The organism is Roseobacter sp. MED193 (assembly GCF_000152965.1).
Taxonomy (GTDB): Bacteria; Pseudomonadota; Alphaproteobacteria; order Rhodobacterales; family Rhodobacteraceae; genus Pseudophaeobacter.
Genome location: NZ_CH902583.1, coordinates 21,570 through 46,534, shown reverse-complemented (window position 1 = coordinate 46,534; position 24,965 = coordinate 21,570). Strand labels below are relative to the sequence as shown.

Annotated in this window: 21 protein-coding genes, 1 tRNA gene, 1 other RNA gene and 1 pseudogene; 6 read left to right on the top strand and 18 right to left on the bottom strand. The window is 55.4% G+C overall.

The features are described 5' to 3' along the window. The first annotated feature begins 102 nt into the window (after nt 1-102). The 3 genes and pseudogenes from MED193_RS02790 to MED193_RS02775 all read left to right on the top strand — a co-directional run bounded on the left by MED193_RS02790 (nt 103) and on the right by MED193_RS02775 (nt 3,396). Nucleotides 103-1,650 (top strand): FG-GAP-like repeat-containing protein, encoded by a 1,548-nt coding sequence (locus MED193_RS02790; protein ID WP_039965792.1) that lies wholly within the window; start codon nt 103-105, stop codon nt 1,648-1,650. 88 nt (nt 1,651-1,738) lie between these two features. Then, nucleotides 1,739-1,948: pseudogene (locus MED193_RS02785) on the top strand (transposase); the annotation flags it as partial. Between the two features lie 318 nt (nt 1,949-2,266). Continuing rightward, nucleotides 2,267-3,396, top strand: a protein-coding gene (locus tag MED193_RS02775) for an IS3-like element ISRosp1 family transposase (RefSeq protein ID WP_085978289.1) whose coding sequence is annotated in 2 segments (ribosomal slippage) — nt 2,267-2,498 and nt 2,498-3,396 — 1,131 coding nt in all. Because the reading frame shifts where the segments join, the coding sequence is not laid out codon by codon here. Between the two features lie 129 nt (nt 3,397-3,525). On the opposite strand, the gene MED193_RS02770 is transcribed toward MED193_RS02775, so the two are convergent. The 10 genes from MED193_RS02770 to MED193_RS02725 all read right to left on the bottom strand — a co-directional run bounded on the left by MED193_RS02770 (nt 3,526) and on the right by MED193_RS02725 (nt 12,280). Further along, nucleotides 3,526-3,969: a nucleoside deaminase gene (locus tag MED193_RS02770; RefSeq protein WP_009808113.1), complete on the bottom strand. Its 444-nt coding sequence runs from the start codon at nt 3,967-3,969 to the stop codon at nt 3,526-3,528. After that, nucleotides 3,966-4,859 carry a polysaccharide deacetylase gene (locus MED193_RS02765; RefSeq protein ID WP_039965789.1) on the bottom strand — a complete coding sequence of 298 codons (894 nt, stop codon included), beginning with the start codon at nt 4,857-4,859 and terminating at the stop codon, nt 3,966-3,968. The genes MED193_RS02770 and MED193_RS02765 overlap by 4 nt, the downstream gene beginning before the upstream one ends. A 5-nt stretch (nt 4,860-4,864) precedes the next feature. Next, nucleotides 4,865-5,950, bottom strand: a complete 1,086-nt coding sequence (locus MED193_RS02760; RefSeq protein WP_009808111.1) for an ABC transporter ATP-binding protein — start codon at nt 5,948-5,950, stop codon at nt 4,865-4,867. Next, on the bottom strand, nt 5,947-6,747 hold the full coding sequence (locus tag MED193_RS02755; RefSeq protein ID WP_009808110.1) for an ABC transporter permease: 801 nt from the start codon (nt 6,745-6,747) through the stop codon (nt 5,947-5,949). The genes MED193_RS02760 and MED193_RS02755 overlap by 4 nt, the downstream gene beginning before the upstream one ends. Then, nucleotides 6,744-7,607 carry an ABC transporter permease gene (locus MED193_RS02750; RefSeq protein WP_009808109.1) on the bottom strand — a complete coding sequence of 288 codons (864 nt, stop codon included), beginning with the start codon at nt 7,605-7,607 and terminating at the stop codon, nt 6,744-6,746. The genes MED193_RS02755 and MED193_RS02750 overlap by 4 nt, the downstream gene beginning before the upstream one ends. Before the next feature lie 71 nt (nt 7,608-7,678). Continuing rightward, complete coding sequence (locus MED193_RS02745; protein WP_050757566.1) at nt 7,679-8,818, bottom strand: PotD/PotF family extracellular solute-binding protein; 1,140 nt, start codon at nt 8,816-8,818, stop codon at nt 7,679-7,681. A gap of 148 nt (nt 8,819-8,966) precedes the next feature. Beyond that, nucleotides 8,967-9,851 carry a LysR family transcriptional regulator gene (locus tag MED193_RS02740; RefSeq protein WP_009808107.1) on the bottom strand — a complete coding sequence of 295 codons (885 nt, stop codon included), beginning with the start codon at nt 9,849-9,851 and terminating at the stop codon, nt 8,967-8,969. Between the two features lie 73 nt (nt 9,852-9,924). Next, entirely contained in the window at nt 9,925-10,857 is a 933-nt protein-coding gene (locus tag MED193_RS02735; protein WP_009808106.1) for a ribose-phosphate pyrophosphokinase, read from the bottom strand. A 52-nt stretch (nt 10,858-10,909) separates the two neighbouring features. Next, nucleotides 10,910-11,530, bottom strand: a complete 621-nt coding sequence (locus MED193_RS02730; protein ID WP_009808105.1) for a phosphoribosyltransferase family protein — start codon at nt 11,528-11,530, stop codon at nt 10,910-10,912. A 12-nt stretch (nt 11,531-11,542) separates the two neighbouring features. Then, complete coding sequence (locus tag MED193_RS02725; RefSeq protein WP_009808104.1) at nt 11,543-12,280, bottom strand: BtpA/SgcQ family protein; 738 nt, start codon at nt 12,278-12,280, stop codon at nt 11,543-11,545. Between the two features lie 306 nt (nt 12,281-12,586). Here MED193_RS02725 and MED193_RS02720 point away from each other — a divergent pair, with 306 nt between their 5' ends. Then, nucleotides 12,587-13,270: a DUF1989 domain-containing protein gene (locus MED193_RS02720; protein WP_039965787.1), complete on the top strand. Its 684-nt coding sequence runs from the start codon at nt 12,587-12,589 to the stop codon at nt 13,268-13,270. 730 nt (nt 13,271-14,000) lie between these two features. On the opposite strand, the gene MED193_RS02715 is transcribed toward MED193_RS02720, so the two are convergent. The 8 genes from MED193_RS02715 to MED193_RS02680 all read right to left on the bottom strand — a co-directional run bounded on the left by MED193_RS02715 (nt 14,001) and on the right by MED193_RS02680 (nt 23,260). After that, nucleotides 14,001-14,090: transfer RNA gene (locus tag MED193_RS02715), tRNA-Ser, on the bottom strand. 235 nt (nt 14,091-14,325) lie between these two features. After that, the gene (locus MED193_RS02710; protein WP_009808101.1) at nt 14,326-16,857 is read right to left on the bottom strand and encodes a DUF3772 domain-containing protein; all 2,532 of its coding nucleotides are present in this window, start codon (nt 16,855-16,857) and stop codon (nt 14,326-14,328) included. After that, complete coding sequence (locus MED193_RS02705) at nt 16,854-17,888, bottom strand: cysteine synthase A (protein WP_009808100.1); 1,035 nt, start codon at nt 17,886-17,888, stop codon at nt 16,854-16,856. Before MED193_RS02705 ends, MED193_RS02710 begins: the two co-directional genes overlap by 4 nt. Nucleotides 17,889-17,958: 70 nt before the next feature. After that, entirely contained in the window at nt 17,959-19,083 is a 1,125-nt protein-coding gene (locus MED193_RS02700) for an NUDIX domain-containing protein (RefSeq protein WP_009808099.1), read from the bottom strand. A 27-nt stretch (nt 19,084-19,110) separates the two neighbouring features. After that, nucleotides 19,111-19,551: a TrgA family protein gene (locus tag MED193_RS02695; RefSeq protein ID WP_009808098.1), complete on the bottom strand. Its 441-nt coding sequence runs from the start codon at nt 19,549-19,551 to the stop codon at nt 19,111-19,113. A 77-nt stretch (nt 19,552-19,628) separates the two neighbouring features. Continuing rightward, nucleotides 19,629-20,852 carry an aminotransferase class V-fold PLP-dependent enzyme gene (locus MED193_RS02690; protein ID WP_198133846.1) on the bottom strand — a complete coding sequence of 408 codons (1,224 nt, stop codon included), beginning with the start codon at nt 20,850-20,852 and terminating at the stop codon, nt 19,629-19,631. A gap of 278 nt (nt 20,853-21,130) precedes the next feature. Continuing rightward, nucleotides 21,131-22,126 carry an acryloyl-CoA reductase gene (gene acuI / locus MED193_RS02685; RefSeq protein ID WP_009808096.1) on the bottom strand — a complete coding sequence of 332 codons (996 nt, stop codon included), beginning with the start codon at nt 22,124-22,126 and terminating at the stop codon, nt 21,131-21,133. A 30-nt stretch (nt 22,127-22,156) separates the two neighbouring features. Further along, entirely contained in the window at nt 22,157-23,260 is a 1,104-nt protein-coding gene (locus MED193_RS02680) for a dimethylsulfoniopropionate demethylase (protein WP_009808095.1), read from the bottom strand. Between the two features lie 280 nt (nt 23,261-23,540). On the opposite strand from MED193_RS02680, the gene MED193_RS02675 reads away from it, so the two are divergent. Together MED193_RS02675 and ssrA are read left to right on the top strand one after the other, a co-directional pair. Further along, complete coding sequence (locus tag MED193_RS02675; protein WP_009808094.1) at nt 23,541-24,272, top strand: FadR/GntR family transcriptional regulator; 732 nt, start codon at nt 23,541-23,543, stop codon at nt 24,270-24,272. 152 nt (nt 24,273-24,424) lie between these two features. Next, nucleotides 24,425-24,775: a transfer-messenger RNA gene (ssrA, locus tag MED193_RS22500) on the top strand. Nucleotides 24,776-24,965: the final 190 nt, after the last annotated feature.

The window sequence follows — 24,965 nt, the reverse complement described above, 5'->3', positions numbered from 1 at the left end:
ATCTAAAAAAATTATTCCAAGTCAATGAGGTGGGGGGACTACCTTACTAAAACTGTATTATTTGTGTACATTAGAGGAAGAGTAAACTTAAGAGAGAATTACATGAAGAAATCGTTGATTGCCGCATGGGTAGCACTGACGCTTCTCGCAACTCCAGCCCAAGCTCAGCAAGAAAAATATCTTATCAGAGAACTTCAAAAAATGCTCAACTACTTGGGTTATGAAGCTGGAGAGGCTGACGGGATTTCCGGTTCCCAAACTCGTTCCGCTCTGGATCGCGCTGCCACCTCAACGGGTACCAATTTTTCTGGGAAAACATTAAAAAAAATAAATGCGGAGCTGCGCAAACTGGTATCCACAGCAAGAATGACGTCAGGAAGGCCCAAGGTGACCGACGAATTCGCGCTGAGCCAGTCAAAACAGCATTGGTTCAATCGGTATCTTTATCCAATCGACTTGGATGGCGACAACTTAGATGAATTGATTATTGCTGGGTTCGAAAGCCAAGGACAAAAGCACTCGGATATCAGTGCTAGCCGCATCGCAATTTTTGCTTGGAGGGGGTTCCAGCTTGTTGAAGTTACCAGCGATTGGCTCAACGAAGTCGAAAATGTCTTCTTTGGCGTTGGGGACATCGCAACGGGAGATTTCAACGGCGATGGTACGGTTGATATTTTCCTGAGCGCCTACACTGACAGCGACAAAAAAGTTGACGCCTACGTACTGTACAACGTTGGCGGCAGGTTTGAACGACAGAGGATCGACCGCGCAGGGTGGCAACATGGTGCAGCAGTTGGAGATTTGAACGCCGACGGTATTTCAGACGTGTTTGCAGCAGGCTACCACGGCTCATATGCACTATACTTGGGGACACTTGATGGACTTCAAAAGTACAAGTTTTCCTCTCAAAGATATTTCGGTGGATCGGGGGCTGCGTTCGGAAAATTCTTGGGAACGAGCGAAGTGCTTCTTTTGTTAACCGATAATGCGGGACGCAACCGGTCACCTAGATTGGATTCCAATCTCTATCGTGTCATCCTCGACAAGAAGAGAAAAACGGCAAAATTGGAGCTGATTGCCCACCTTCCCCATCCAGAGTTTGAGGGGCGAGAGTGGGACCATTTTTTTTCAGCGAGCAGTCGACGCTCACATGAAATACGCGCTCGCGCAATTGATCTAAACGGAGACAGGTTTGAAGACTTGATGATTGTCTCGACAGGTGTCTATTCAAAAACCCGAACTGGCCTTCATTTGTCCGCGATTCAGCTCATCGAAAGCACTTCTAGTGGATTTGAGAACGTTACGCACAAACGTGTTATTGGTCACAATTACATAGCCGGGCCGCCTTATTCACCAGTGTTGCGAGACTTGGATGGAGATGGCGATATGGACATCTTTATTAGCGAACAAGACTCGCATGGTTTTGCGGATTCTACTGACGTGTTTCTGCAAGATGAGAACGGTATGTTCGTGTCGATCGGCAGCGACGCGCTTTTATCTGTAATGCCTGCGTCAGCACACGCGGATATTGCTACGGCAATGCGAGGCCCTAATGGCAAAATGTACTTTGTGCGCACTCAAACGAAAAGAAAGTTGGGATTGCCTACCCATTCTTTGGTTTACGCAGTAATGGCGTTTGACAAGGGCTGAAATGTAGTGGTTCAGATATGTCGGTTTGAGGTGCCCCTAGATTTGTAGACGCTTTGCTTGGTAAATTTGGAAGCAAAGGACGACACAAATGTCAGGGCAAATTCGCTACTCAGATGAGTTCAAGATCGACGCTGTGGCGCAGGTCACTGAGCGTGGCTATTCGGTCAAGGACGTGGCCAACCGGCTCGGGATCAGCACCAAATCGCTGTACACCTGGATGGCTCAATTTTCGAAGCCGCAGAGGCAGACCGATCAGGAGGCCGAAGTTCGCCGTCTCAAGAAAGAGCTCGCCCGGGTCGGGACAACTGCGGATAGAACGGTCTGCAATTACCGTGCATAGCATAAGCCGTGGGTCTATCTTCTGGGCAATCCTTGGCAATGATGCTGAGTAGCCGTGAGGGAATTGTCGATTATTGCGAGCCGAAGGAAATCCACTCTGTGAACTACATCGCAGGCCTTGAATACACCAGACCTCTTAGTACTTTTTCACCTTCAACATCTATCCAACAAACCCCCTCAAGGCGCGCAAACTCTAAGATTTTTTTCCACTCTTTGGACCTGTCACGGTTTGATGCCGCTCCTTTGATAGCATTTACTGCAACAAAGGAGATGAACTATGGGACTGAAACGGACAGACGAATTTCGACAAGATGCGGTGCGCATCGCATTAACCAGTGGGCTGACGCGTAAGCAGGTGGCTGACGATCTGGGTGTTGGCATGTCGACGTTGAACAAATGGATCACTGCACACCGAGACACAGACGTGGTTTCCAAAGAGGATTTGAGCCTGGCTCAAGAGAATGATCGACTTCGACGGGAGAACCGGCTCCTGAAGGAGGAGAGGGAGATCTTAAAAAAAGCCACCCAGTTCTTTGCGGGCCTAAAGCAATGAGATTTAGGTTTGTCGAAGAACACAGGGGCAGCTTTCCAGCCGCCCGGTTGTGCGAGGTCGTCGGTGTCAGCGCACGCGGGTTACGCGCATTCCGCAGTCGCCCAGCCAGTCGTAGGCAGCGATCTGATCTGGTCACGCTGGCTCATATCAAAGAGCAGTCGCGGCTTAGTTTGGGGAGCTATGGCCGCCCACGAATGACCGAAGAGTTGAAGGAGATCGGTTTGAACGTGGGCCACCGTCGTGTTGGCAGGTTGATGCGCCAGAACGGGATATCTGTTGTCAGAACACGCAAACACAAGGTCACGACAGACAGTGACCACAAGTTCAATATCGCGCCGAACTTGCTGGATCGAAACTTCTCAGCTGACCTGCCAAATCAAAAGTGGGCGGGGGATATCAGCTATGTCTGGACCCGCGAAGGCTGGCTGTATCTGGCCGTGATCCTCGATCTGCATTCAAGGCGTGTTATCGGCTGGGCCGTGAGCAATCGGATGAAACGCGACTTGGCGATCCGGGCGTTGAATATGGCCATCGCGTTCCGGCAGCCGCCCAAAGGCTGCATCCATCATACGGATCGCGGGTCGCAATATTGTTCCCATGACTACCAGAAAATCCTGCGCCAGAACGGCTTCAAAGTATCGATGAGCGGTAAGGGTAATTGTTACGACAACGCCGCCGTCGAGACGTTCTTCAAGACCATCAAAGCTGAACTGATCTGGCGGCATCCTTGGGAGACCCGTCGGAAGGCTGAAATGGCGATCTTCGAATACATAAACGGGTTCTACAATCCACGCCGCCGTCACTCAGCACTGGGCTGGAAAAGCCCTGTCGCCTTCGAACGAAAGGTGGCTTAAACGAGCACTTGGGGCGGCACTAAAACGCGACAGGTCCAAACAGTATCGGGAACCAATCTGTCCGAAGGCGGGCCCGGCACATCGAATTTCCAAGACTTATTGACCAGGGAGGTTGCGTGCAGGACGCAATTACTCTGCGATGTCCTCAGCCCATAGTTCCGGCTCTTCATCGATAAACCTACGCATCAGAGCGATGCAATCCGGGTCATCTGCGACGATCACTTCAACGCCCTTCGAGCGCAAGAACTCTTCGTTGCCACCAAAGTTTTTGTTTTCACCGATCACCACGCGCGGGATACCGAACTGAATGATTGTCCCGGTGCACATCATGCATGGGCTAAGCGAGGTATAGAGCGTGGTGTCGCGATAAGTCTTCTGGCGGCCGGCCTTGCGCAATGCATCCATCTCGCCGTGGGCAATCGGGTCGCCTTTTTGCACCCGCTGATTGCGCCCCTGTGCTACAACCTCTCCACCGCGCGCCAGCACTGAACCTATCGGGCACCCGCCTTCGTCAAACCCGGCTTTGGCCTCCTCGTAAGCAATGCGCAGCAGGCGTGTGTCGTCAGCGTTCATGTGGTGTCCCCCAGGATTGGCCCGTCATAATAGGGCAGCCGCTCAACGCTTGGCGTCCAGATGCCGTCCTTCTGCAAATGGTCCATATGATCGGCAATTTCGTCAAGGGTGGCAAACCAGACGTCTTTGGTTTCCTGTGTTTTGGCAATCCATGCTTCGACCTGTTTCCAACGGGCCAATCGCCCGGTCAGGAATGGGTGGATGATCAGCATGAAGAAACCACCGGCGTCGTACTGCGCCTCGAACTCCTCCCAGAACCCGGCCAAGCCCTGAGACGGCCCGCGCACCGGCATCATGTACCCAATCTCGTCGTAATGTGCGAAAGGTGGCCAATCGTCGGTCCCCCAATGTACGGGCATTTCGTAGAGAGACCCGCCCTCGGTATCCAAACGATAGGGGATGTCGTCAGCCATCATTGAACTGTCATAGCGAATTCCGTGCTCGATCATCAGATCGACGACTTCGTGAGTGATATTGTAGACCGGTGCACGGTAGCCACGAGGCTTTTGCCCGCAAATGCGCAAATGCGCATCGAGCGTGCGCTCGAACCACTCGCGCTGCTCTCCTCGTGTCTTGATAGGATCCTCGTGCAAGTAGCCGTGATGCCCGATCTCATGGCCATCTTTCAGGATCGCCTCGGCCACATCCGGGTAGGTTTCAAGGCACCAGCCAGGGATGAAGAACGATTGTTTCAGCCCCAAACGACGATAGGTGTCGAGGATGCGGGGCAGTGCAACCAAAGGACCATAGCGGCCCATCGAGATGGGATAGAGCCGGTCATGGCTGTCCTCAGGCTTAGCGATATGGATCAGGCTGTCCGCATCCATGTCAAAGGTGATTGCCACGGCACATTTGGCGCCATTTGGCCAAGGAATGGGGTTTCGAAGCACCTCGGTCAGCTTTCGTTCAACACATGGGCGCTTTGGGTGTCCCAGGACAGCCAGATCTCATCGCCCGAATGCAGATCGAACTTGGACAATTCGCGTTCCTGCATCTGGACCTTGAACTCGTGGCCCTGCGCGTCTTCCAGAAACAGGGTGACCATGGAGCCGACAAATTCCTCAGAGATCAGCTTGCAATAGGCCTTGTTCCCACCGTCGGGTTCCTCGGTTGCGATGTGCACCAGATCGGCGGAGATCACGAAGCTGGCGTTGTGGTCTTCGACCAAATTCACCTCGTTCGTGGGCACGGTGAATTCACCAGAAGGTGTCGTGATCCGGGCCGTGCCGCCGTCAACAGATTTGACTTTGCCCGCCAGAATATTGTTGCGACCCACAAACTCGGCGACAAACTGGTTCGCAGGCGCACGATAGATTTCCTTGGGTGTGCCGATTTGGCCGATCTCGCCCTTGCCCATAATGATGACGCGGTCTGCCATGGCAAAGGCTTCGGATTGCGAGTGGGTCACATAGACGAATGTAATCCCCAACTCGCGCTGAAGGTCAGTGAGCACAGCCTGCATGCGGATGACCAAATGCGCATCCAGAGCTGACAGCGGTTCGTCCAGAAGCAGGATTTGTGGCTCCATCACCAGTGAACGGGCCAATGCGACGCGCTGCTTTTGACCACCTGACAAGGTCGAAATATGGCGGTTCTCAAATTCGAGAATTCCCATCTTGTCGAGCCATTTGAACGCACGCTCTTTGCGTTCCGCCTTGTCAACGCCGCGCATCTTGAGCCCAAATTCGACGTTCTCACGTGCCGTCAGAAAGGGAAACAGCGCGAGCGATTGCCACACCAGCGGTGTGTCGCGCTCATGCGGGGCGACATCATTCATTACCTGACCGTTCAGACGAATTTCGCCAATGCTCGGCGCCTCAAGGCCCGCGAGCATGCGCAAGGTTGTGGTTTTGCCGCAGCCAGACGGCCCCATGATCGCGAGGAACTCGCCCTCGCGGATTTCGAAATCCAGTTCCTTCACAGCAACAAAATTGCCGAAGTGCTTTTGTACTTTGTCAAATACAACCAGAGGTTTGGTCATGATTGGATGCCCTTTATTTGCCGGCTGGCGAAGAAGAGCTGCGCCAACACAACCAGCGTCATTGAGGTGAGGAACACGAAAGTGCCGATCGCGTTGACCTGCGGATCAATGTTGCCCTGCACGATTTCGAGAACGACCACGGGCAGCGTGCTGTTCAGGCCGGAGACGAACCACGAAACAGCAAACTCGTCGAACGATACGGCGGCGGTCAGGAAAAGGCTGGAAAATATCGCAGGCTTGCAGAAAGGAATGATCACATGACGCATGGTCTGCCATTCCGATCCACCCAGGTTCCAGGCTGCAGATTCCAGATCAGGGTCCATCTGGTTCAAGCGCAAACGGATGACGGCCATCGCAAAGGGCGCGGTCAGCACGCTATGCGCGATAATGATTGAGTAAAGCTGACCCGACATCCCGATCTTGGACAGCCACGCGAGCATTGCCAGCGCCATGATGATCAGCGGGATCGTTGGCGGCAGCAGGATCAGCGCAAGGTAGGGCCCCTTGAAGCGGAAGTTGTAGCGGAAATCGGAGTAGGCTGTGCAGAACCCGAGGAACGTCGCGATCACCGCGGTCGAACAGGACACGATCAGGCTGTTCCGCGCGGCTTTCCAGATGTCGGGATCGGCCAGCACCTTTGCATACCACTCGGTCGAGAACTCTCCGAGAGGGATCGTCGGGAAGCGTTGCGAGTTGAAGGAAAAGATCATGCTAAAAATGATCGGCGCAAAGACGAAGGCGAAGATCAGAACAACATAGATGCCAAGGATGAAGTTGAGGGACCGGCTCTGTTTCATTTCGCGCCTTTCCCCTTGCGGTAGGCCAAGGCGATGCCGGTGAAGGCGATGGCAAAGAGCGTGACCATCATCATGATCGCGACCACGGCGGCGCGGGGCCATTGCTGGCCGGATTTGGTGGTATCAAGGATCAAGATCGGCAGGGTCGGCTCCTGCGATCCGCCCAGATAGAAGGGGGCGACAAAGTCACCAAAGGACAGAATAAAGCAGAAGATCGCGGCGATAATCAGCCCGGTCTTGGACAGCGGAATGATCACTTGCCAGATCGTGCGCAGGGGCGAACAGCCCAGATTGCGCGCGGCCTCAATCAGGTTCTTGTCGATGTTCGCCATCGTGACGGTTTGCAGGATGACGACCAGAGGCAGCGTCAGGGTCATATAGCCCACCAGCGTGCCGAAGTTCGTGTTCAGCATCGTGTAGGGGCCCAGGCCGACATAACCCAGCATGGCATTGACCACGCCGCTTTCGGACAGGATCACGAACCATGAAAAGGTGCGTACCAGATAGCTGGTGAAAAACGGAATGATCAGCAGGAAAATCGCCCAGCGTCGGGTGCTTTCAGAAGCGCGGAAGGCCAGTGCAAAGGCAGCGGGAAAGGCGATGCACATCGCGCAGACAGTGGACAGCGTTGCGATGCCTATCGTGTACCAATAGCTGTCCCAGAAGAAGCCTCGCGTCAGCATCCGTGACCAGTTCACGAACTCGAACGCTTCGGTCATGCGGTAGTTCTTTACCAGGAAGAACGACATCGCGACCATGAACAGGACCGGCCCGACAAAGAAGATCAGCTGCCAGAAGATGATCGGCAGCCGCCAGGTCAGCGCATAAAGGTTTGGGCGTTGTTCAGGATTGGATGACATGGGACTTTCGCGTGTCTGGGAAAATGGGGCGGCCACAGGGCCGCCCGCTTTGGTGTCTTTAGGCCGTCAGATCAGGCGCTCTTGTACTCGGACCAGAAGTCGTTCCAGTCCTCCAGCGTCTGCTGCTGGGGGATGTCGCGGTAGTGAATCCGGCCTTCCTTGATCAGCGTGATCGGATCCTGCGAATCACCATCAATCTGATGCGAACGCTTGGCTTCCGCCATATCTGCCTCGACCAGGGCCGCGCGGCCCGCTTTGGTGACGCAGAAACCAGGGTAGGCTGCCATCTGAGCAGACTTCACCTGACCAGCAGGAGACATCATGTACTGGATGAACTTCTTGGCTTCATCCGCTTTTTCGCTGCCCTTGCCGATGGAATAGCTTTCGGTGAACTGGATGCCGCCCTCCTTCGGGATCACGGAGGCCACGGGCGCGCCGTCTTTTTCCAGAACGCCGGTGATCCAGTCGCCGATGCCGCACATCGCCTGCATCTCACCGTTCTTGAGGCCGTTGAACGTGCCGCCATAGTCAAAGAAGCCGCCAACCTGTTTGCGCAGGCTCATCGTGGTTTCTTGCACCTTCGCCCATTGGTCGTCGTTCAGGTCCCAAAGGCCTGCGCCGTTGCCGTCATAAAGGCTCATCATGCCCAGCGTGGGCAGATGCCAGTCGAAATGGCCCACTTTGCCTTCAAGTTCTGGCTTCCAGAAGCAGGCATAGCTTTGGGCTTCTTCCTCGGTCACGGAATTCTTGTTGTAGGACACGCCCAGATGGCCACCGCGCAGGATCATGGAGTACATCTTGCCGTCTGCCCAGTGGCCGGGGAACTGCGAGAAGTCTTCATGCAGCATGTCATCCAGCGGATAATCTGCCGCGTTCATTTCTTCGATGTAGCCAGCTGCGTTCAATTGCTGCACAAATTCAGCGTCCGACAGGATCAGATCGTAGGTACCAGGAGGCGATTGCGCGATCAGTGCCAGCATGTTGTCGCCACCAGCGTAGTACTTTGGCACGAACTTCACATTGTTGGCTTCTTCGTATTCGGCAACAACGTCTGGCTCACCATGACCGTACCAGGCGAGCATGTTGATCTCAGTCGTCGCAGCCCAAGCGCGGCTGACAAAAGGTGTTGTCAAAACGGCTGCACCGCCGGCTTTCAGAAGCTGGCGGCGGTTCAAGCCAAATAGTGATGAAGTTACGGTCGGTCTGTACATTTGTGTCTCCCATTTGGTCGCTCTTTCCCAGCAAAAGAGCATTTGATTTTTCGCTGAACCATAGTGTTCAGTCCGATTTTTTTTTAAAAGGTATGGTAAAACAGGACTTTTGGGAAATTTATCGTTGATATGCTCATATAATGAGCGGTTATGCATCAACGGCACTCGAAGAACGCTGCTCCAAGGTGTTGATCATGGCATCCATGGCAGCGTATCCGCCTGCGCCCAACTGAGCCTGTCGTGCGAAAAGCCCGATGTGCAAAGGGGCGAGAACCGGCAGGCCGTCTTGTTCAGAGAACGTGCGCATACCGCTTTGGACCGTCGGAGCGGTGAGGCAAGAAAGGCCAAGGCCATCCTGGACCGCACGTTGAACGCCGCCAATGCCGGGGCTGGAGTAGGCTATGCGCCAACTCTTTCCTGCCAACTTCAAAGCAGTGGCCATGCGATCGCGGTAAACACAGCCATAGGGATGAGCGACGAGAGGGATATCGGTGTTTTCCGGGATTTCGAATGCGTTGGCACCAACCCATGTTGGTTGTTCCTTCCAGTTGCGGAACAAAAACTGTTGGTCGTCACCGTCAAACAGCGCCACGGCGATGTCGATTTCGTTGCTGCGCATTGCCATCAGCAGATGCTTTGAAAGGTCACATCGAATTTCGATCTGTGTATCCGGGAATTGTCGGACGACATCTGTCAGGCAGGCTTGCAGGGTGTTTACTGCATAGTCCACAGGCAACCCGACCCGCAATCTTGCAGCAGGATCACGTTGCTCAAATTCTGCCATCGCCAGATCGTTCAGGCGGAGGATCTGACGCGCATGTATTGCCAGGGCCTCACCCCGTTCCGTCAGCGAGATCTCTTTGCCTTTCCGCGCAATAAGCGGATAGCCAACAGCTTCTTCCAAGCGCTTCACTTGAAGGCTGATCGCCGGTTGTGTCCGGCCGAGTATCTCGGCCGCGCGCGTGAAGCTTGCCACTTCAATCACGGTGATGAAGGCTCTCAGGAGCTCTGTTGAAAGGTTGACCGCGCCCATACAAAAACATTAGTGCTAAAAATTAGGCGCGGGCAACGATAAATTTGCTTTATGTAATCCGCTTGGTCACCCTCTATTCGAACAACACGCTGACAGACTCTCCATTGGCGATACGCGTGATGGCCTTGGCGAACATCGGCGAAATTGAAATCTCGCGGATTTTCGATGATGCAGTGACCGCGTCGGTTGCGCCAATTGTGTCGGTGATAACCAAGGACGATAGATCAGAAGCGTTGATCCTGTCGACTGCTTTGCCGGATAAAACACCATGGGTGATATAGGCAGAAACCTCTGCGGCTCCGCTTTCCAAAAGGGCCGTTGCAGCACTACAAAGTGTACCGCCAGAGTCGATGATGTCGTCGACCAACATACATGACTTGCCTGAAACGTCCCCGATGATGTTCATCACCTCAGACGAGCCGGGCTTGTCGCGGCGCTTGTCCACGATTGCCAGGCCAGTCGAGAGACGTTTCGCCAAGGCGCGGGCGCGCACTACGCCCCCCACGTCTGGTGAGACGACCATCACATTGTCTCGGTCCTTCTGCTTTTCGATATCCCGGACGATTTCCGGCACCGCATAAAGATTGTCCGTAGGGATGTCGAAAAATCCCTGAATTTGCCCTGCGTGCAGATCCATTGTCAGAACCCGATGTGCACCCGCCTGAGTTATCATATTCGCAACCAGCTTCGCTGTGATCGGCGTTCTGGGTGCTGATTTGCGATCCTGTCGTGCGTAGCCAAAATAAGGGATCACAGCGGTGATGCGCCCGGCGGAGGATCGGCGCAGCGCGTCGATAAGCACCAGCAGTTCCATCAGGTTGTCGTTGGCGGGATAGGAGGTGGATTGAATGACATAGACATCATCTCCCCGCACGTTTTCCTGTATTTCAACAAAGACTTCTTCATCAGCAAACCGGCGCACATTGCACTCTGCCAGAGGGACACGCATATGCGCGGCAATCGCTTCGGCAAGCGGACGGTTACTATTTCCACAGATCAATTTCATCTGTCGAGCCCCTCGTGAGTGAGTGTGTGATGATGTGCGCCAGAGAAGTCCCCTAAATTGGGAACGCCATCTCGGGTTTGTAAGTCTTGAAGCTTTCAAGATATTGCGCGTTTGCCTGACGCTGCCATTCGGTGCCGGGCTGGATCGCGGTGACGACCTTGTATTTTTCCCGGTAGGACTTTGTGTTGTCATTCTCTTCCATGACAATCGCCACCATGCCTGCAACCGTGCCCTTTTGCTGCTCAACCAGCTGGACAGCACCATGCATCGTGCCGCCCGTTTCGACCCACTGATCCACCAACAACACCCGCGTTCCCGGTGCAAAGGCCGGCAGGCGCATTTCCATCGACTGGGTTTGACCCGAGTAGTTGGTCATAGACGCGCTGTCTGTGTCCACGCAGAGCTTTCCGGGTTTGCGAATGGGCAGAAATCCTTTTCCGATACGGGCCGCAATGCCCGCCGCTAAGACGAAGCCCATCGCATCGAGGCCAGCGATGACGTCAATCTCATCGGCATCTAGATCGGCAACAAGGTCGTCAAGCAAATCATGATACGCTTTGCCATTGATGTAGATCGAAGTCGGATCGAGCCATGCAAACTTGTCGCCTTTGGTGTTCGGTGCCATCAGCGAAAAGTACCAACGATCGTATCTGGGTCCTTTGTCTTGAGCCATCTTTTCTCTCCCTTATGTCTGTGTGAGGTCCATGAGCCGCTTCAGGCGCTCAGGATCGATATTGTAGAAATCGCCGTCATGGTTGATGCCGGTCGCGACCATGAAAAGGTCTACCGCATCTGCGTATTGTGCTGCGTTTTCAGGTGTGATGCCGGATGCAAGGCCAAGCGCAGTGTCGCCGCAATGCTCGCGGAATGTGTCGATCTTGCTCACGTCGGCTGCATGACCGGTCGCCACGCCGGAGGTTACAACGACGTCCATGTAATTCGTCGCGATGCGCGCGCTTTTGCCATACTGTGCTGGATCGACGTCTCGCTGCTTTTTGAACGCGGTGCCGCCGATATAGAGCCCGGTCCAACCGCTGGAGTCGCGGATTGCGTCGATCTCATCTGCTTCGGGCTGATCATGCTCCGCGCGGCGTTCATCCATACGTGCGTCGTCGGCCCAGTAGCCATCGACCTTGCACCCATTTTTTTGCAGTTCCCCGAGAATGGGGAAGGCGTATTTGCCGGTCACGGCGAGGAAATTTACGCCAAGCCAGATATCGGGGAACGCCTGCCGCATCTCCTTGATGATTGGGACCAGCTTCTCCTTCTCGAAGTCATGGTTGATCAGAAAAACGCCCGAGCAACCGCCAGCAACCGCTGTTTTGATGTTTTGCTCTGCCTGTTCGCTGTCAAGGACATGAATTACAGGAAGGATAACTGGACCAGTTGCGCCAAAATTCTGTTTAAAGTCGTTTCGATCCATCTCAATTCTCAATCTCGGTTGTTGCTGGGACGCTACCATTGGCAGTGGGATTTAGAAAATTTATTGTGCTTATTCGTTCATATGATTTGGAAATGAAGAAAGTGAATTGCTAAGAGACCGCCGGCGGTCCTGCAAACCAAGGAATATCAAACTGGACCACGCAAGGGGGCTGATCGCCAGAACGTCTTAGTGAAGGTGCGCGTTTGGTTCATTCCAATGTGCTGAGAGTTGTCTATGCTCCTTTGTGCATGGTCCCTCGCCGACGCAATGCAAGTGTCTATACATAATCCATGAAAGCCCCTGCCAATGGCATCGTTCGACCCCTCTAGTCCTGATGGTACGAACCGCAGTCTTGAGATTGCTATTTCCGCTGACGGTACACCTAAAATGAACCACACCTACACGATCGACGCGCGATGCGGTGTGGCGGTGCGTGTCCGCGCAGGGCAGCAGCTGGCAGTAATAAACCCCAGCGGCCATCAAGTGTGCGATTTCTGGGTATTTGCAGCAGATGATGTGGGCGAGTATTCTTCGATGGAGCATTTGCACACCGCGTTAGGCTCGATCTTCCCTAAAGTAGGTGACGGTGTGACCTCCAACCTGCGTCGCCCATTGATGACAATCATGGAAGACACATCGGTTGGTGTGCACGACACGATCATTGCGTGCTGCGATCATGCCCGGTACCAGCAATTGGGCTGCACGGTATATCACGATAATTGTGCTGATAATCTTCGACAGGCGCTGATGGCCATCGGCCTCAAAGCGCCTGCTATTCCCGCCCCTTTCAATCTTTGGATGAACGTACCTGTGAAGGCTGACGGAAGCACCAGTTTCGCGCCGCCAGTGTCAAAGCCGGGTGATCAAATGGCCTTTCGCGCCGATATGGACGTCATCGCCGTGATGTCGGCTTGCCCTCAAGATGTCACGCCGGTCAACGGCGTGGGTGTCGCGCCAGACATTCTGGAGTTCTACGTCACAGGCACCTAACGCATCCGACCAATTCAAAAGGAGTTGATTAATGCCGTCGCTGAAGTTGCGCTGTCATTGTGTCAAGAGCTTACGGCGATAGATCTCAGCTCCGATGGCGCTTGCATAGCTGGAAAAGGCGACGCTTAGAGGTTGCTCGCGCAAGGTTCAGCACTTGGAACGATGGGCTCACCTCGGTCATGCAGCAGTGTAGCAGACTCCTGGCGCTTGACGCATTCTGAATGTCCGCTCTGGCGGCTTGGGCCGCAACGCAGCGATGGCTGTGCTGCAAGAGCGAATGAATGCTGCGCCAGCAACATGGCTAAACATCAATGTCGGCAAAGTCCGCAGCCCAGTCGTTCGTTCAGGCCGCAGCGAATGTCGGCTCCTCGATACTCGGGCGTCAATCCGCCAATCGCGCCTAGCATGGCGATCGGGTCCTGATCCCATCAAGATTTCGCACCAACGCGCACAACCACGCCGCCTTCGGGTGTCTCTGTTCGCATTGATAGCAGTCGAGCCCCCTTCAACTGCGGCGCAACCTATTTCCGCCAAGTATCTGAAAAGAAATACACTTTTTAATCCGTCTCGATTTGGGTGAAGGGCGGTTGAAAAGAGACGCGGGGCGTTCGGAGACCAATTTTGGACGAGCGGTCAGTCTCCGAAAGTCGGATGGACGCGCTAAACCCCTTTGAAACAAAAAGAAAAAAGGCCCACACTGGGGCGTCGTCTCGGGTTCGCGAATGGTTTGTGGCGGAGAGACAGGGATTCGAACCCTGGAGACGGTCTCCCGCCTACACACTTTCCAGGCGTGCGCCTTCGACCACTCGGCCACCTCTCCGTTGGGCGGACTTTTGACCGATCAGAAAAGGAATTGCAAGTCCCGTTCTGACAAAAATCACACCTTTTTCAAAACCTTTTTCAATCAAACAGATGCAGGACCATCTTGGGCCTTTTCCCATAGCCTAAAACCTGTTTTCAGGCCGCTAACATCGATCACCGGCCAGCCCTCTCTCTGGCCATAGACCCTCTGACTGGCGTCATAGCGGTTTCTCCTGATGAAAGGACAAAACCGCTTAGCGGTCGATGTCGGGCTCTCCATCCGCTTCGCTGGCCTGCAGATCATCCAAATCCGGGCCTGCTGCCCCCCCTTCTGAACCGCGAGCCTCGCGATCTTGGCCCGGCTCGGGCTCTTGAGCACGTCCCGCCACAAGCGCCTCCGGGTTTCGAATCCAGAGATCCCGCTGGGCAAAGGGAATTTCGATATCCTCCGCAGCAAACCGCTTTGCGATTTCAAAATTGAGATCCGATTTGACCGCCAGCACCCAATTCACATCTCTCAGTATTGCGCGGATCTCAAAATCGAGACTGTCCGCCCCAAACCCTTGGAAAATCACGCTGGGCGCCGGATTCAGCAGAACCATAGGATGGGACTGGGCAATCTCCTTCAGAATTGCCTCCACTCGGCGGGGATCGGTGCCATAGGCCACCCCAACCGGGACAATCACCCGACCCACCGTATTGCCACGGGTGTAGTTGGTGACGGTTCCGGTGATCAGATCCGAATTGGGTACAATGACATCGCTGCGATCAAAGGTCTCTATCCGGGTGGAGCGTACAGAGATGTCACGCACATAGCCCATAAGGCCGCCCACTTCGATCCAATCTCCCTTGGAAATGGGGCGCTCAACCAGCAAGATAATGCCAGAAACAAAGTTGGATACGATGGTTTGCAGCCCAAAACCGATCCCCACTGAGAGCGCTCCCGCGACAATCGCAAGGGATGAGAGATCCAGGCCAGCCATAGAAATGGCGACCAAAGCGGCCAGAAACACCCCGACATATCCGAGCCCTGAAACGATCGCATTCTGCCCACCTGGATCAATATTTGTCTTCGGCAGCAATGAGGTCCGCAGACTGCTTTGCACGACACGGGTCACCCCGTAGCCAATGGCGAAGACCACAACAAAGCTTAAGAAGGCAACCGGAGAGATCTGCGTGTCGCCAATCTGAAAACCCAGCAAAAACCGCGACCAGATCTCGGTCAGATCTGCCACCCGCGCCCCCCAGATCAAGGCAAGAACTGGCAGGGATAGCAAGGACAGGGTAAAACCGATGGCCACTAAGACAAGCGAGTCCCGCGCGGCCTCCCCTTGGCGTGAGGCAAAGCCGTACAGATCCCCAGCGAAACGTTGCAGCACAAAGAGCGCCGCCAAGAGCAGTAGGGTCTGGATTGCCGGGTAGATCAACGCTTCGGCGGCATTGATGTAGCCTATCGCCGCCAAAACCGGCGCAACAACACCCAGGAAAAACGCGCCGCGCCGAACGACCTCGAAGACCCGGCTCGCCCCAGCCGATATCCGGGTCTCTTGCTCTGGGTCGCGCTCTTCTTGGGGCGCACGGCTGCGCGCCCCCCCGATTTTATGGAGCCGGTACAGAACCAATGCCGCCACGAGGATCAAGGGGAAACTCAGCACGGCCTGCGTGTCCTGGCCGGTGTTTTCGAGCAGATACAGTTGGATCAAGAGATCCTGCAGCACCAGTGTAACGGCCAGAAGATCAATCATTAGGCGGGCTTCGCCCCGGCGTACAACGGCCAGGGGGAGTAGATTAACCTCTCTGGAGGTTTTGAACAGCTGATCCCCAAGCCAATGAAATGAAAGCAGAATAAAGGCCCAGGCTGGAAGGTGCTCCAGCATTAGGGTGGCACGCACCCCCAGAACCCCAGCCAGCTCCAGCGCTGTTGCCAGCAGCATAATGCCCAAGAACGGTAGGGCCACCTGCAAGAGGGAAACAACAAAGGTCCAGAGGCCAGTCCCACGGGCGCCAAGTCCCCGCAGGTGTTCGCCCAATCTGCGTGCCCAGGAACGCCCCCAGAACAGCAAAAAACTGCCAAGCAAAACGAGAGCGAGAAGGTCCGGCATCCCGCCCCAAATCTTCTCGATCGTGGTATCACTGCCGATCTTTGTTCTGGTTTCCAACCACAGGGTACGTCCCGCCCGAAACAACGTCTCAAAGGCAGCGGGCCAGAGTTCGGGATTGAGAGGCGATGGGCCGCGCTCCAACAGATATCGCGTTCGGCGTTCGCGAATGATAGTATCAACTTCGGAAACCAACCCATCCGCGCGGCTAAAGGCCTGCTCTGCGACAATGCGCGGGACGTTCAATTGGTTGAGCTGAAGGGTAAGCTGGCTGCGCAGAATCGCGATATCTTCGGGCTCACTCTCCCCATCGGCAGGGGCAGCCCCGAGCGCCTCTATCTGCTTATTCAGCGTCTGTATTCGTTGTGTGTTTTTACTTCTTTCAGCCTGGAACTGCTGGCGGAACTCAGCCAGTTCCTTGCGCAGCTGCTCAAAGGCGGCTGTCGAAGCACGACTGCTGTCAATGGCCCTCTCTGCCCGCAACGCCGTGTTTTGCCAGTCTTCCAGATAGATCTGCTGCTGGGTTCTCTCCTGCGCCCAGGCGCTGCCAGAGAGCGCCACGCTCCCCAACACCGCAAGACAAAGCCAAAGGGCAAGAGCACAGATCAGACGCCAGCTAAGCGCGTGAGGCCACAGATCTGTGGCCCCCTTGTTCGCTTGTGCATTCTGCCCAAGAACCCGGCTCATACGTCCTCAAACACCCCGGGGATAGAGGCAGGGGCATGGGTCATCCAATCTGGCACTGGAAGGTCTTTTTCGCGCAGGAAGTCTGGATTGAACAGTTTTGACTGATAGCGCGTCCCATAATCGCACAGGATTGTCACAATGGTCTTGCCCGGCCCCATTTCCTTGGCCAAGCGCACAGCCCCGGCGATGTTGATCGCAGAGGATCCCCCGAGAACCAGCCCCTCTTCGTGCAGCAGATCAAAGACATAGGGCAGCGCCTCAGTGTCGGTAATCTGGTAATTGAAATCGGGTTTCAGCCCTTCCAGGTTCTTGGTGATCCGCACTTGGCCGATCCCTTCAGCGATCGAGCCACCCTCCATGGCGATCTCGCCGGTGGTGTAATAGGAATAAAGTCCAGCCCCCATGGGATCCGCCAGAGCAACCTTGACCCCCTTGGGCTGCAAGACCTCGGCAACCCCAGCCAGGGTACCGCCGGAGCCAACCGCACAGGTAAAGCCATCGACCTTGCCATCTGTCTGTTCCCAGATCTCAGGACCGGTGGTTTCTACGTGGGCCTGGCGGTTGGCAACATTATCGAACTGATTGGCCCAGATCGCACCATTTGGTTCGGTTTTGGCAAGTTCATTGGCCAAACGTTCAGAGTAGCGGACAAAATTGTTCGGATTTCGATAAGGCGCTGCAGGCACCTGCACCAATTGCGCCCCAGCAAGGCGCAGCATATCCTTCTTTTCCTCGGATTGGGTTTCCGGGATCACGATCACGGTCTTGAACCCCATCGAGGCACCAACCAGAGCCAACCCGATACCGGTATTGCCAGCGGTTCCCTCGACAATGGTCCCACCCGGTTTCAGATCACCGCGTGCGATGGCATCTTTGATAATATAGAGCGCAGCACGGTCCTTGACCGATTGCCCGGGGTTCATGAACTCCGCCTTGCCCAGAATTTCACATCCGGTCTCATCGCTTACGCGGTTCAGACGGATCAGAGGAGTGTGGCCAATGGCGTCGGCCAGATCGCGTGCAATGCGCATGGTATCCCTTTCGAATATTCTCCTAAGATGTAACCAAGGCAACTGAGCTCTACAAGATGGGAAGCAGAGGTTAGCCGGCCTGGGCGCGCAACCGATCCCGATGACGAGCCAGCCAGAGCGCCGCCGTGATCAAAGGTATATCCTGATAGCGATGGCTGTCGACGCCTGCCATCAGAGCGTCAAAACTGATTATTTCACTGCGCAGATCTTCGTTTTCACCCGCGACCCCGCCGCCTCCTCTGATATCGGAAAGGTCCGTAAGGCCAACATAAATATATATAAATTCACCCGACGACCCACTAGAGGGATAGGCTTGGGTAACCTCTTCCAACTGTGAAACCGTCACACCGGCTTCCTCCATTGCTTCGCGACAGGCCGCCTGCTGGGGCGTTTCGCCCGGGTCAATCAGCCCGGCCACCGGTTCCCACATCCAAGGACGCGTTTCGCCCGCAATATAGGTGGCGGCCCGAAACTGCTCGACCAAGAGCACCTGATCGCGCAACGGATCATAGGGTAACACCACCGAAGCCCGCCCCACCAGGGCCACGCCTCGGTTTATCACCGGGCTCATGCTGCCATCATAGCGGCGGAACTTGAGATCCATTTCTTCCATCGCAAAGAAATTCACATAGGCCCGCTTATGGGTCTCAACTTCTACGTCGCGCGACAGATCATGCGCCGGATCCTCTGGCCTCGACTGGGCCATCAACCAGGCAGAGGCCCGGCGCCGGATCGAGGGAAACGACTGCCGCATCTGCTCGGGTGTAACTCGGCCCTGATACGCCATTACCTCCTCTGCTGCGCGCAATGTCAAAGCCCCTGACTCGGCAATCCAAGCCTCAAGGTCCCAGGGCGCACTGGCCTGCCACTGCCCCGGTGTCGGGAAATAGACCTGCGCCGCAGCGGTCGCGCCCTCGGCAAGCGATACCGTGATCGGCTTCAGGACATAGTCAAAGCCCCCTTCATAGAAATCCAGCGCAGCCAGGTCTTGCGCGCTCAATCCGCGCACCAACAGCCCGATCGCGGTTTCTCCCTCCGCTTCTACAATCATCGGAAAGATCTGGTCTTTCACCGCGTAAACGGCATGGTCCGGCAGGCTCGCAACAGTGGTGTCAAGCCCTGCTCCGCCACGCCCCAAAACACGCTCCAACAACGGAACATAGCGAAGTGTCCCGTAGAAAAATAGATCAATCACGCTCTTTAACCCATTGTTAAGTATAATTTACGGCCAGCGCCTGTGAACATTTTCAGCCAAGAGGCCCGCCAAGCAACCGCCAATGACCAAGGGCAACAGGACCGAGGGCACCGCAATTACAAAAAAGTATTCCAAGGACAGCGTGAAGATCGCCAAAAGGGCCTCAAAAGGCCCCCCATAGCGGTTGCGCATGGCTCGATCAAACATCTCCCAGGCGCCCTGAATGAACAGCGCCCACAGCACCATCACCGCGGCACCTGTCAATCCGTTGTTAATGGCCGGCACCACCCCATAGCCAACGCGCCGTCCCATAAATATCCAGCCTGTCAACAGGCCAAGCGCGACATTAATATGAAAGAAATACCCAAAATCAGTACCTTCGGGCATCAGGGGCACGACCTGAACAGAGATAACAATGGCCAGCAGACCAAGGGCAATAGCGGCAATCAGTCGGGCTGCGGTGGGCATTTACATACAATTCCTTCGGGACTTGGGCTGGAAATCAGGGTAAGGTCTGCCCTGCGCGCTCTGTCTATCAGAGTTAACTACAAGACCTGATCGAGGGCATTGATTAATTTGTCCACCTCGCCTTTGCAGGTGTAATGGGTAAAACTGACCCGCAACACGCCCTGATCCGGGTCAACACCCATGGCCTTGAGCGCGCGACCTGCATAGAAATCGCCGCCTCCCGCCATGATCCCGAAATTGGCCAGCTCCGCCGCCACCTCAAGTGCGGGACGGTTCAAGGCCAGGGCCACAGTAGGCGCCCGACGCGCCGCCTCGCTTGGGCCCAAGAGGCGCAGGTCATTGCGCTCCTTGACGGCATCCAGCAGGGGTTGAAGCAGCTCAACCTCATGGGCACGCATCAGATCATGGACAAATGCTCCCCGCGCAGTCGCGCCCTCACTTGGGCCAGAATGATGATCACAAAGCGCATCGAAGTAGTCAGCCATGCCCGCGCTCGCGGCAACCTGCGCATGATCCGGTCCTGCAGGGGTAAAGCGTTTGTATAGGCAGTCGGCGTTGAAAAAATGCCCCTGATTGGGCAACAGCGCCCCAAGTTCACGTCGCATCACCATGACCCCCTGATGGGGACCAAAGGTTTTATAGGCAGAAAACAGGTAGATATCAGGCCCAAGGTCGCCAACATTTGGGAGCCCGTGCGGCGCATAAGAGACCCCATCAACGCAGACAAAGGCCCCAGCGGCATGGGACAGCGCGGTGATCTCTGTGACCGGGTTGATCTCTCCGACCACATTGGAGCAATGGGGGAAACAGACCAGGCGCACCTTATCGTCCAACAGAGCCTCCAGCCGGATTGGGTCAAGATGGCCGGTCTGCGGATCGATTTCCCACTCACGCACCTCGATCCCTTCATCCGCCAATCGACGCCAGGGGCCGGTGTTAGCCTCATGGTCCTGATTGGTCACAATGATTGCCTCTCCCGGCTGCAGGAACTGGCGAAAGGCCTGGGCCAAAACATAGGTATTTTGCGTAGTGGAGGGACCAAAGCTCAGCTCATCGCTCTCCACCCCCATTAGGGCCGCGATCCGCTGGCGCGCTTCGTCCATTTCTGCACCCGCAAGCCGCGAGGCCTCATAGGGGGCATAGGGCTGGACTTTGCGCTGGGTGTAATAGCGTGTCAGCCGGTCGATCACCTGGCCACAGGTATAAGAGCCGCCCGCGTTCTCAAAAAACGCCTGCCCCTGCAGGCTAGGTTCCTGAAAGGCAGGAAACTGCCTGCGTACAAAATCAATATCCAGCGCCATACCCATTCCCAATCTCGCTTCCCAGTCTCACGTTCAGGCCCTGTGTCGCAGTCCTGTTCGCAAGTCATACTCGTAGCAATGGATGCCGTCCCAAGGGCAAGAGGTCAAGCCTGGCCACGATAATGCATGAAAGGAAGCCCCCGGGGACAAAACGTTAGGCACTATCAGTGCCCAAGCATGTCAGTCTGGACAACAACACCGCCCCCGGACCAGAGGCCCGGAGGCGACAATAGTCAGTTGCGCGAGGCTACATGAAGAATGGGCAGGTCGGAACCTGCTCAGGCATTCACATCCACCACCACGCGCCCTTTGACCTGACCTTTCAGGATGTCGGCCCCCAACTGGGGCAAGTCAGATAGAACAGCCGGTGTCACCATCGCTTCCAATTTCTCCATCGGCAAATCAGCCGCCAGCCGCTGCCAAGCACGTAGCCGGTTGTCATAGGGCTGCATGACGGAATCGATACCCAGCAGATTGACCCCACGCAACAGGAAGGGAATGACGGTGGCTGGTAGGCCAGCGCCCCCCGCCAGGCCAACAGCCGCAACCGAAGCCCCATATTTCATCTGCCCCAGAACCCGCGCCAGCATTTCACCGCCAACCGCGTCAACACAGCCGGCCCAGGTCTCGCTCTCTAGCGGCCGTTTGACCGTTTCGTTCAAATCCTCGCGCGCAACGATCTGCGTCGCCCCCAGTTCGCGCAGATAGGCCTCGGTTTCCGGGCGCCCTGTCACACCCGCCACTTCATAACCCAGATTGGCCAAGATAGCCGTCGCCACCGAGCCAACGCCGCCCGCAGCACCAGTGACCAAAACCGGCCCCTGTCCCGGCTTAAGGCCGTGATCCTCCAGCGCCATCACCGACAACATCGCCGTCAACCCAGCGGTGCCTACCGCCATGGCCTGCCGACTATCAAGGCCGGACGGCAAAGGCACCAGCCAATCCGCATTGACCCGGGCTTTCTGGGTATAGCCTCCCCAATGGGCCTCTCCCACGCGCCAGCCGGTCAGAACCACCTTATCGCCAGGCTGATAGCGATCATCCGCGCTGTCTTCGACGGTGCCGGCAAAATCAATTCCAGGAACATGGGGGTACTTGCGCACCAATCCACCGCCCTTGGGACTGAGGCACAGACCATCCTTGTAGTTTACCGTGGAATATTCCACCGCAACGGTGACATTGCCTTCCGGCAGCTGATCAAGTCCGATCTGCTCGACCGAGGCCGTGGCCAAACCGCTGTCTTCATCCTTGTTCATAACCACTGCATTGAACATTTCAGTCCTCCTAATTCATTTATAAGGATATCAAATCCAGAATTTTTCGCGCACTGTCGCCTGACGCATACCATCTGGGGTTTCAACTTCCAGTTTGGCACCCGCATCCCAATGGGTCATCCGCACCATGCCAATGGCGACATTGGTGCGAAAATCCGGAGACCAAGCAGCCGAAGACACCCGCCCCACACGCTTACCACCCGCATAAAGCGGCCAGAACTCTGTACAGGCAGGCACAGGCTCCCCCGCAATCGAAATGGCTCTGATTTGTTGCACGGGGCCTTCTTTGGCCACCCGCAACAGAGCATCTCGCCCGATGCAGCCGATAGCGGTATGGGTGTCGCAAAACCGACCGAGCCCGCATTCATGTGGCGTATTGTCATCGGTCATATCATTGCCGTAGCTCAGCAATCCACCCTCAATGCGCTCAATCAAGTTCGGGCAGCCTGCGCGCACCTCCAAATCCTGGCCTGCCTCAAACAGCTTGTTCCACAACGGCATGCCGATCTCACTGTCTTCGACATAGATCTCAAACCCGCCCTGCTTGGAATATCCTGAGCGCGCGATCACCAGGTCCCGCCCCTGAAACTGAAAGGTGCCAAACCGGAAGAAGCGAATAGAGCGAATACTCTCGCCAAAGACCCGCACCAAAAGCTCTTCGGATTTTGGCCCCTGGATCGCCAGCGGCGAGACGTCCGGCTCATCAACCAGGACATCCAATCGCCAACCATTTGCAATGCCCTTGACCCAATAGAGCAGATCACTGTCCGCAATCGAGATCCACCAACGATCCTCTGCCAGTTTTACTGCAACCGGGTCATTCAGCATGCCACCTGTTTCGTCAACAATGGGAACGTAATAGCACTGCCCCGGCAGCATCCCGCGCAGATCGCGCGGTGTCAGCATCTGCATCAGGCGGCCTGCATCGGGCCCCCGCAGTTCCACCTGACGCTCACAGGAGACATCCCAGATCTGCACATGCTTTTTTAGGTGATGGTAGTCCGCTTCAGGGCTTTCAAACACCGTCGGCAACAGCATATGATTGTAGACAGTGTAGGCCTTAACCTGGGCAGCTTCGACCCCTTCTGAAAAAGGTGTTCTACGCAAACGCCGCGATGGGGAAATAAATGCCATAGCTCTTCCTCCTAGCTACTGGAAACGCTCATTATTCAGGTCTGTCAGCGCGAATCTCGCCCTTTGGTCTGATTGGTCTGGTCTTGCTTATGCCGGTCGCCCAAATGGCTACATACCCCCCTCTGGCCCTCGATCTTCCTCAGATCAGGTTGCGACAGATCAGTGGCCTTCAGGGCTGCCTCCAAGTAGTAATAGAACCGACTCACTCCTGAGCACTTAAATGTCAGACTTTTAAATGTCAGACAAATAAAAACGACAGATCAGAGTACATGGACCCGAAATGAAAATTGATCCAACAAGTTCAGCCGATCTGTCGGTGCAAATCGCCCAGTCCATCAAAGCGGCGATCATCAATGGCGACTTGATTGTTGATCAAAGACTTCCATCAGAATCCGAACTCGCCGATCAATTCCAAGTCTCTCGCCCCACCGTGCGAGAGGCGCTGAAACGCTTGGCAGCACAGTCTTTGATCCGCACGCAGCGGGGGGCAACAGGTGGTGCCTTTGTCAATCGTTTGAGCTTTGAAGACGCCTATGCCCAACAGGTGACAACATCGACCCTGCTGCTGAGCATGAATGAAGTTAGTTTTCAAACCGCCTGCGAGGCGCGCTATGCGCTGGAACGTGCCTGTGCCCCCCTGTCAGTCCTGCGGCGCAATGCGGACCAGCTGGCCACCATGCGATCCGAAATCTTCCGACAAGGCCAGCCCGATCTCTCGGATGAGGCCTTCTGCGCCTCAGACGTTACCTTTCATCGCGCCCTCGTTGATGCGGCGGCGAATCCGGTACTGTCATATCAACTGGCAGGCGCGGTCGAGGCCATGCAACCCCTGATGAATATGATCACCTTTTCCGCACGTGACCGTGCTCGCATCGTCGCTCTGCACTCTCAAATTGTCGAGGCCATCGACCAGCGCGATGGCACAGCAGCCACTGATGGTTTGCAGGCGCTAGAAACGGAAACACTCAACCTCGCACAAAAGGTCTTTGAAACCCGGTCAGCCAAGACCTAAACTTGGGCGGCGTGGCAGGCCATTACTCTTCATTTGGCCCCAAATATTCCGGGGGTGCCGGCGCATAGCATCGGCAGTGGCTGGACCCATAAGCCAGCTCAAATACCTTGGCGCAAAGAAAATAGAAGTCCTTGGCAAAAAAGGGCGCTTCACCACTTCAAATTCGCCCTACAATCCCTTATGTTACAGATGTTCCTTCGGGAACTATGGACATAAATGCGCTCGTAATAAACGGATCGGACCCGGGGGCGGTACCCGGCGACTCCACCAAACATGCTTCATTTGGGCATCATGGGGTCGAAACAGGATCGACGGACGTCTAAAGGGGTTAGCTTTGTCTCGGCTGTCTGCCACCGTTATCGGCGAAAACTGTACAATTGCAAATGACAATCGTGCTCCGGTAGCCCTGGCTGCGTAAGCAGTTCGGAAAACCGAAACTTAAGTCCTTTCGCCTAGCAGCGACTGGCGGGGTTCGCAGGTACCTGGCAACAGAAACCTGCACTTCCCCCCATATTTCATCTTACCCTTCAATCTAAGGCTCCCCCTGTTCTGGCTTCTGTTTTCTTAGGTCCCTGCGCCATCGTCCGGCGCACGCCACCGGTGAACGCCTGTGGCTCTGCTGCTTTCTTGACAAACCCCAGCCCTGATCGCATCACTGCGCCAGAGGGCGTGATCCTCACACCATGAGGCCAA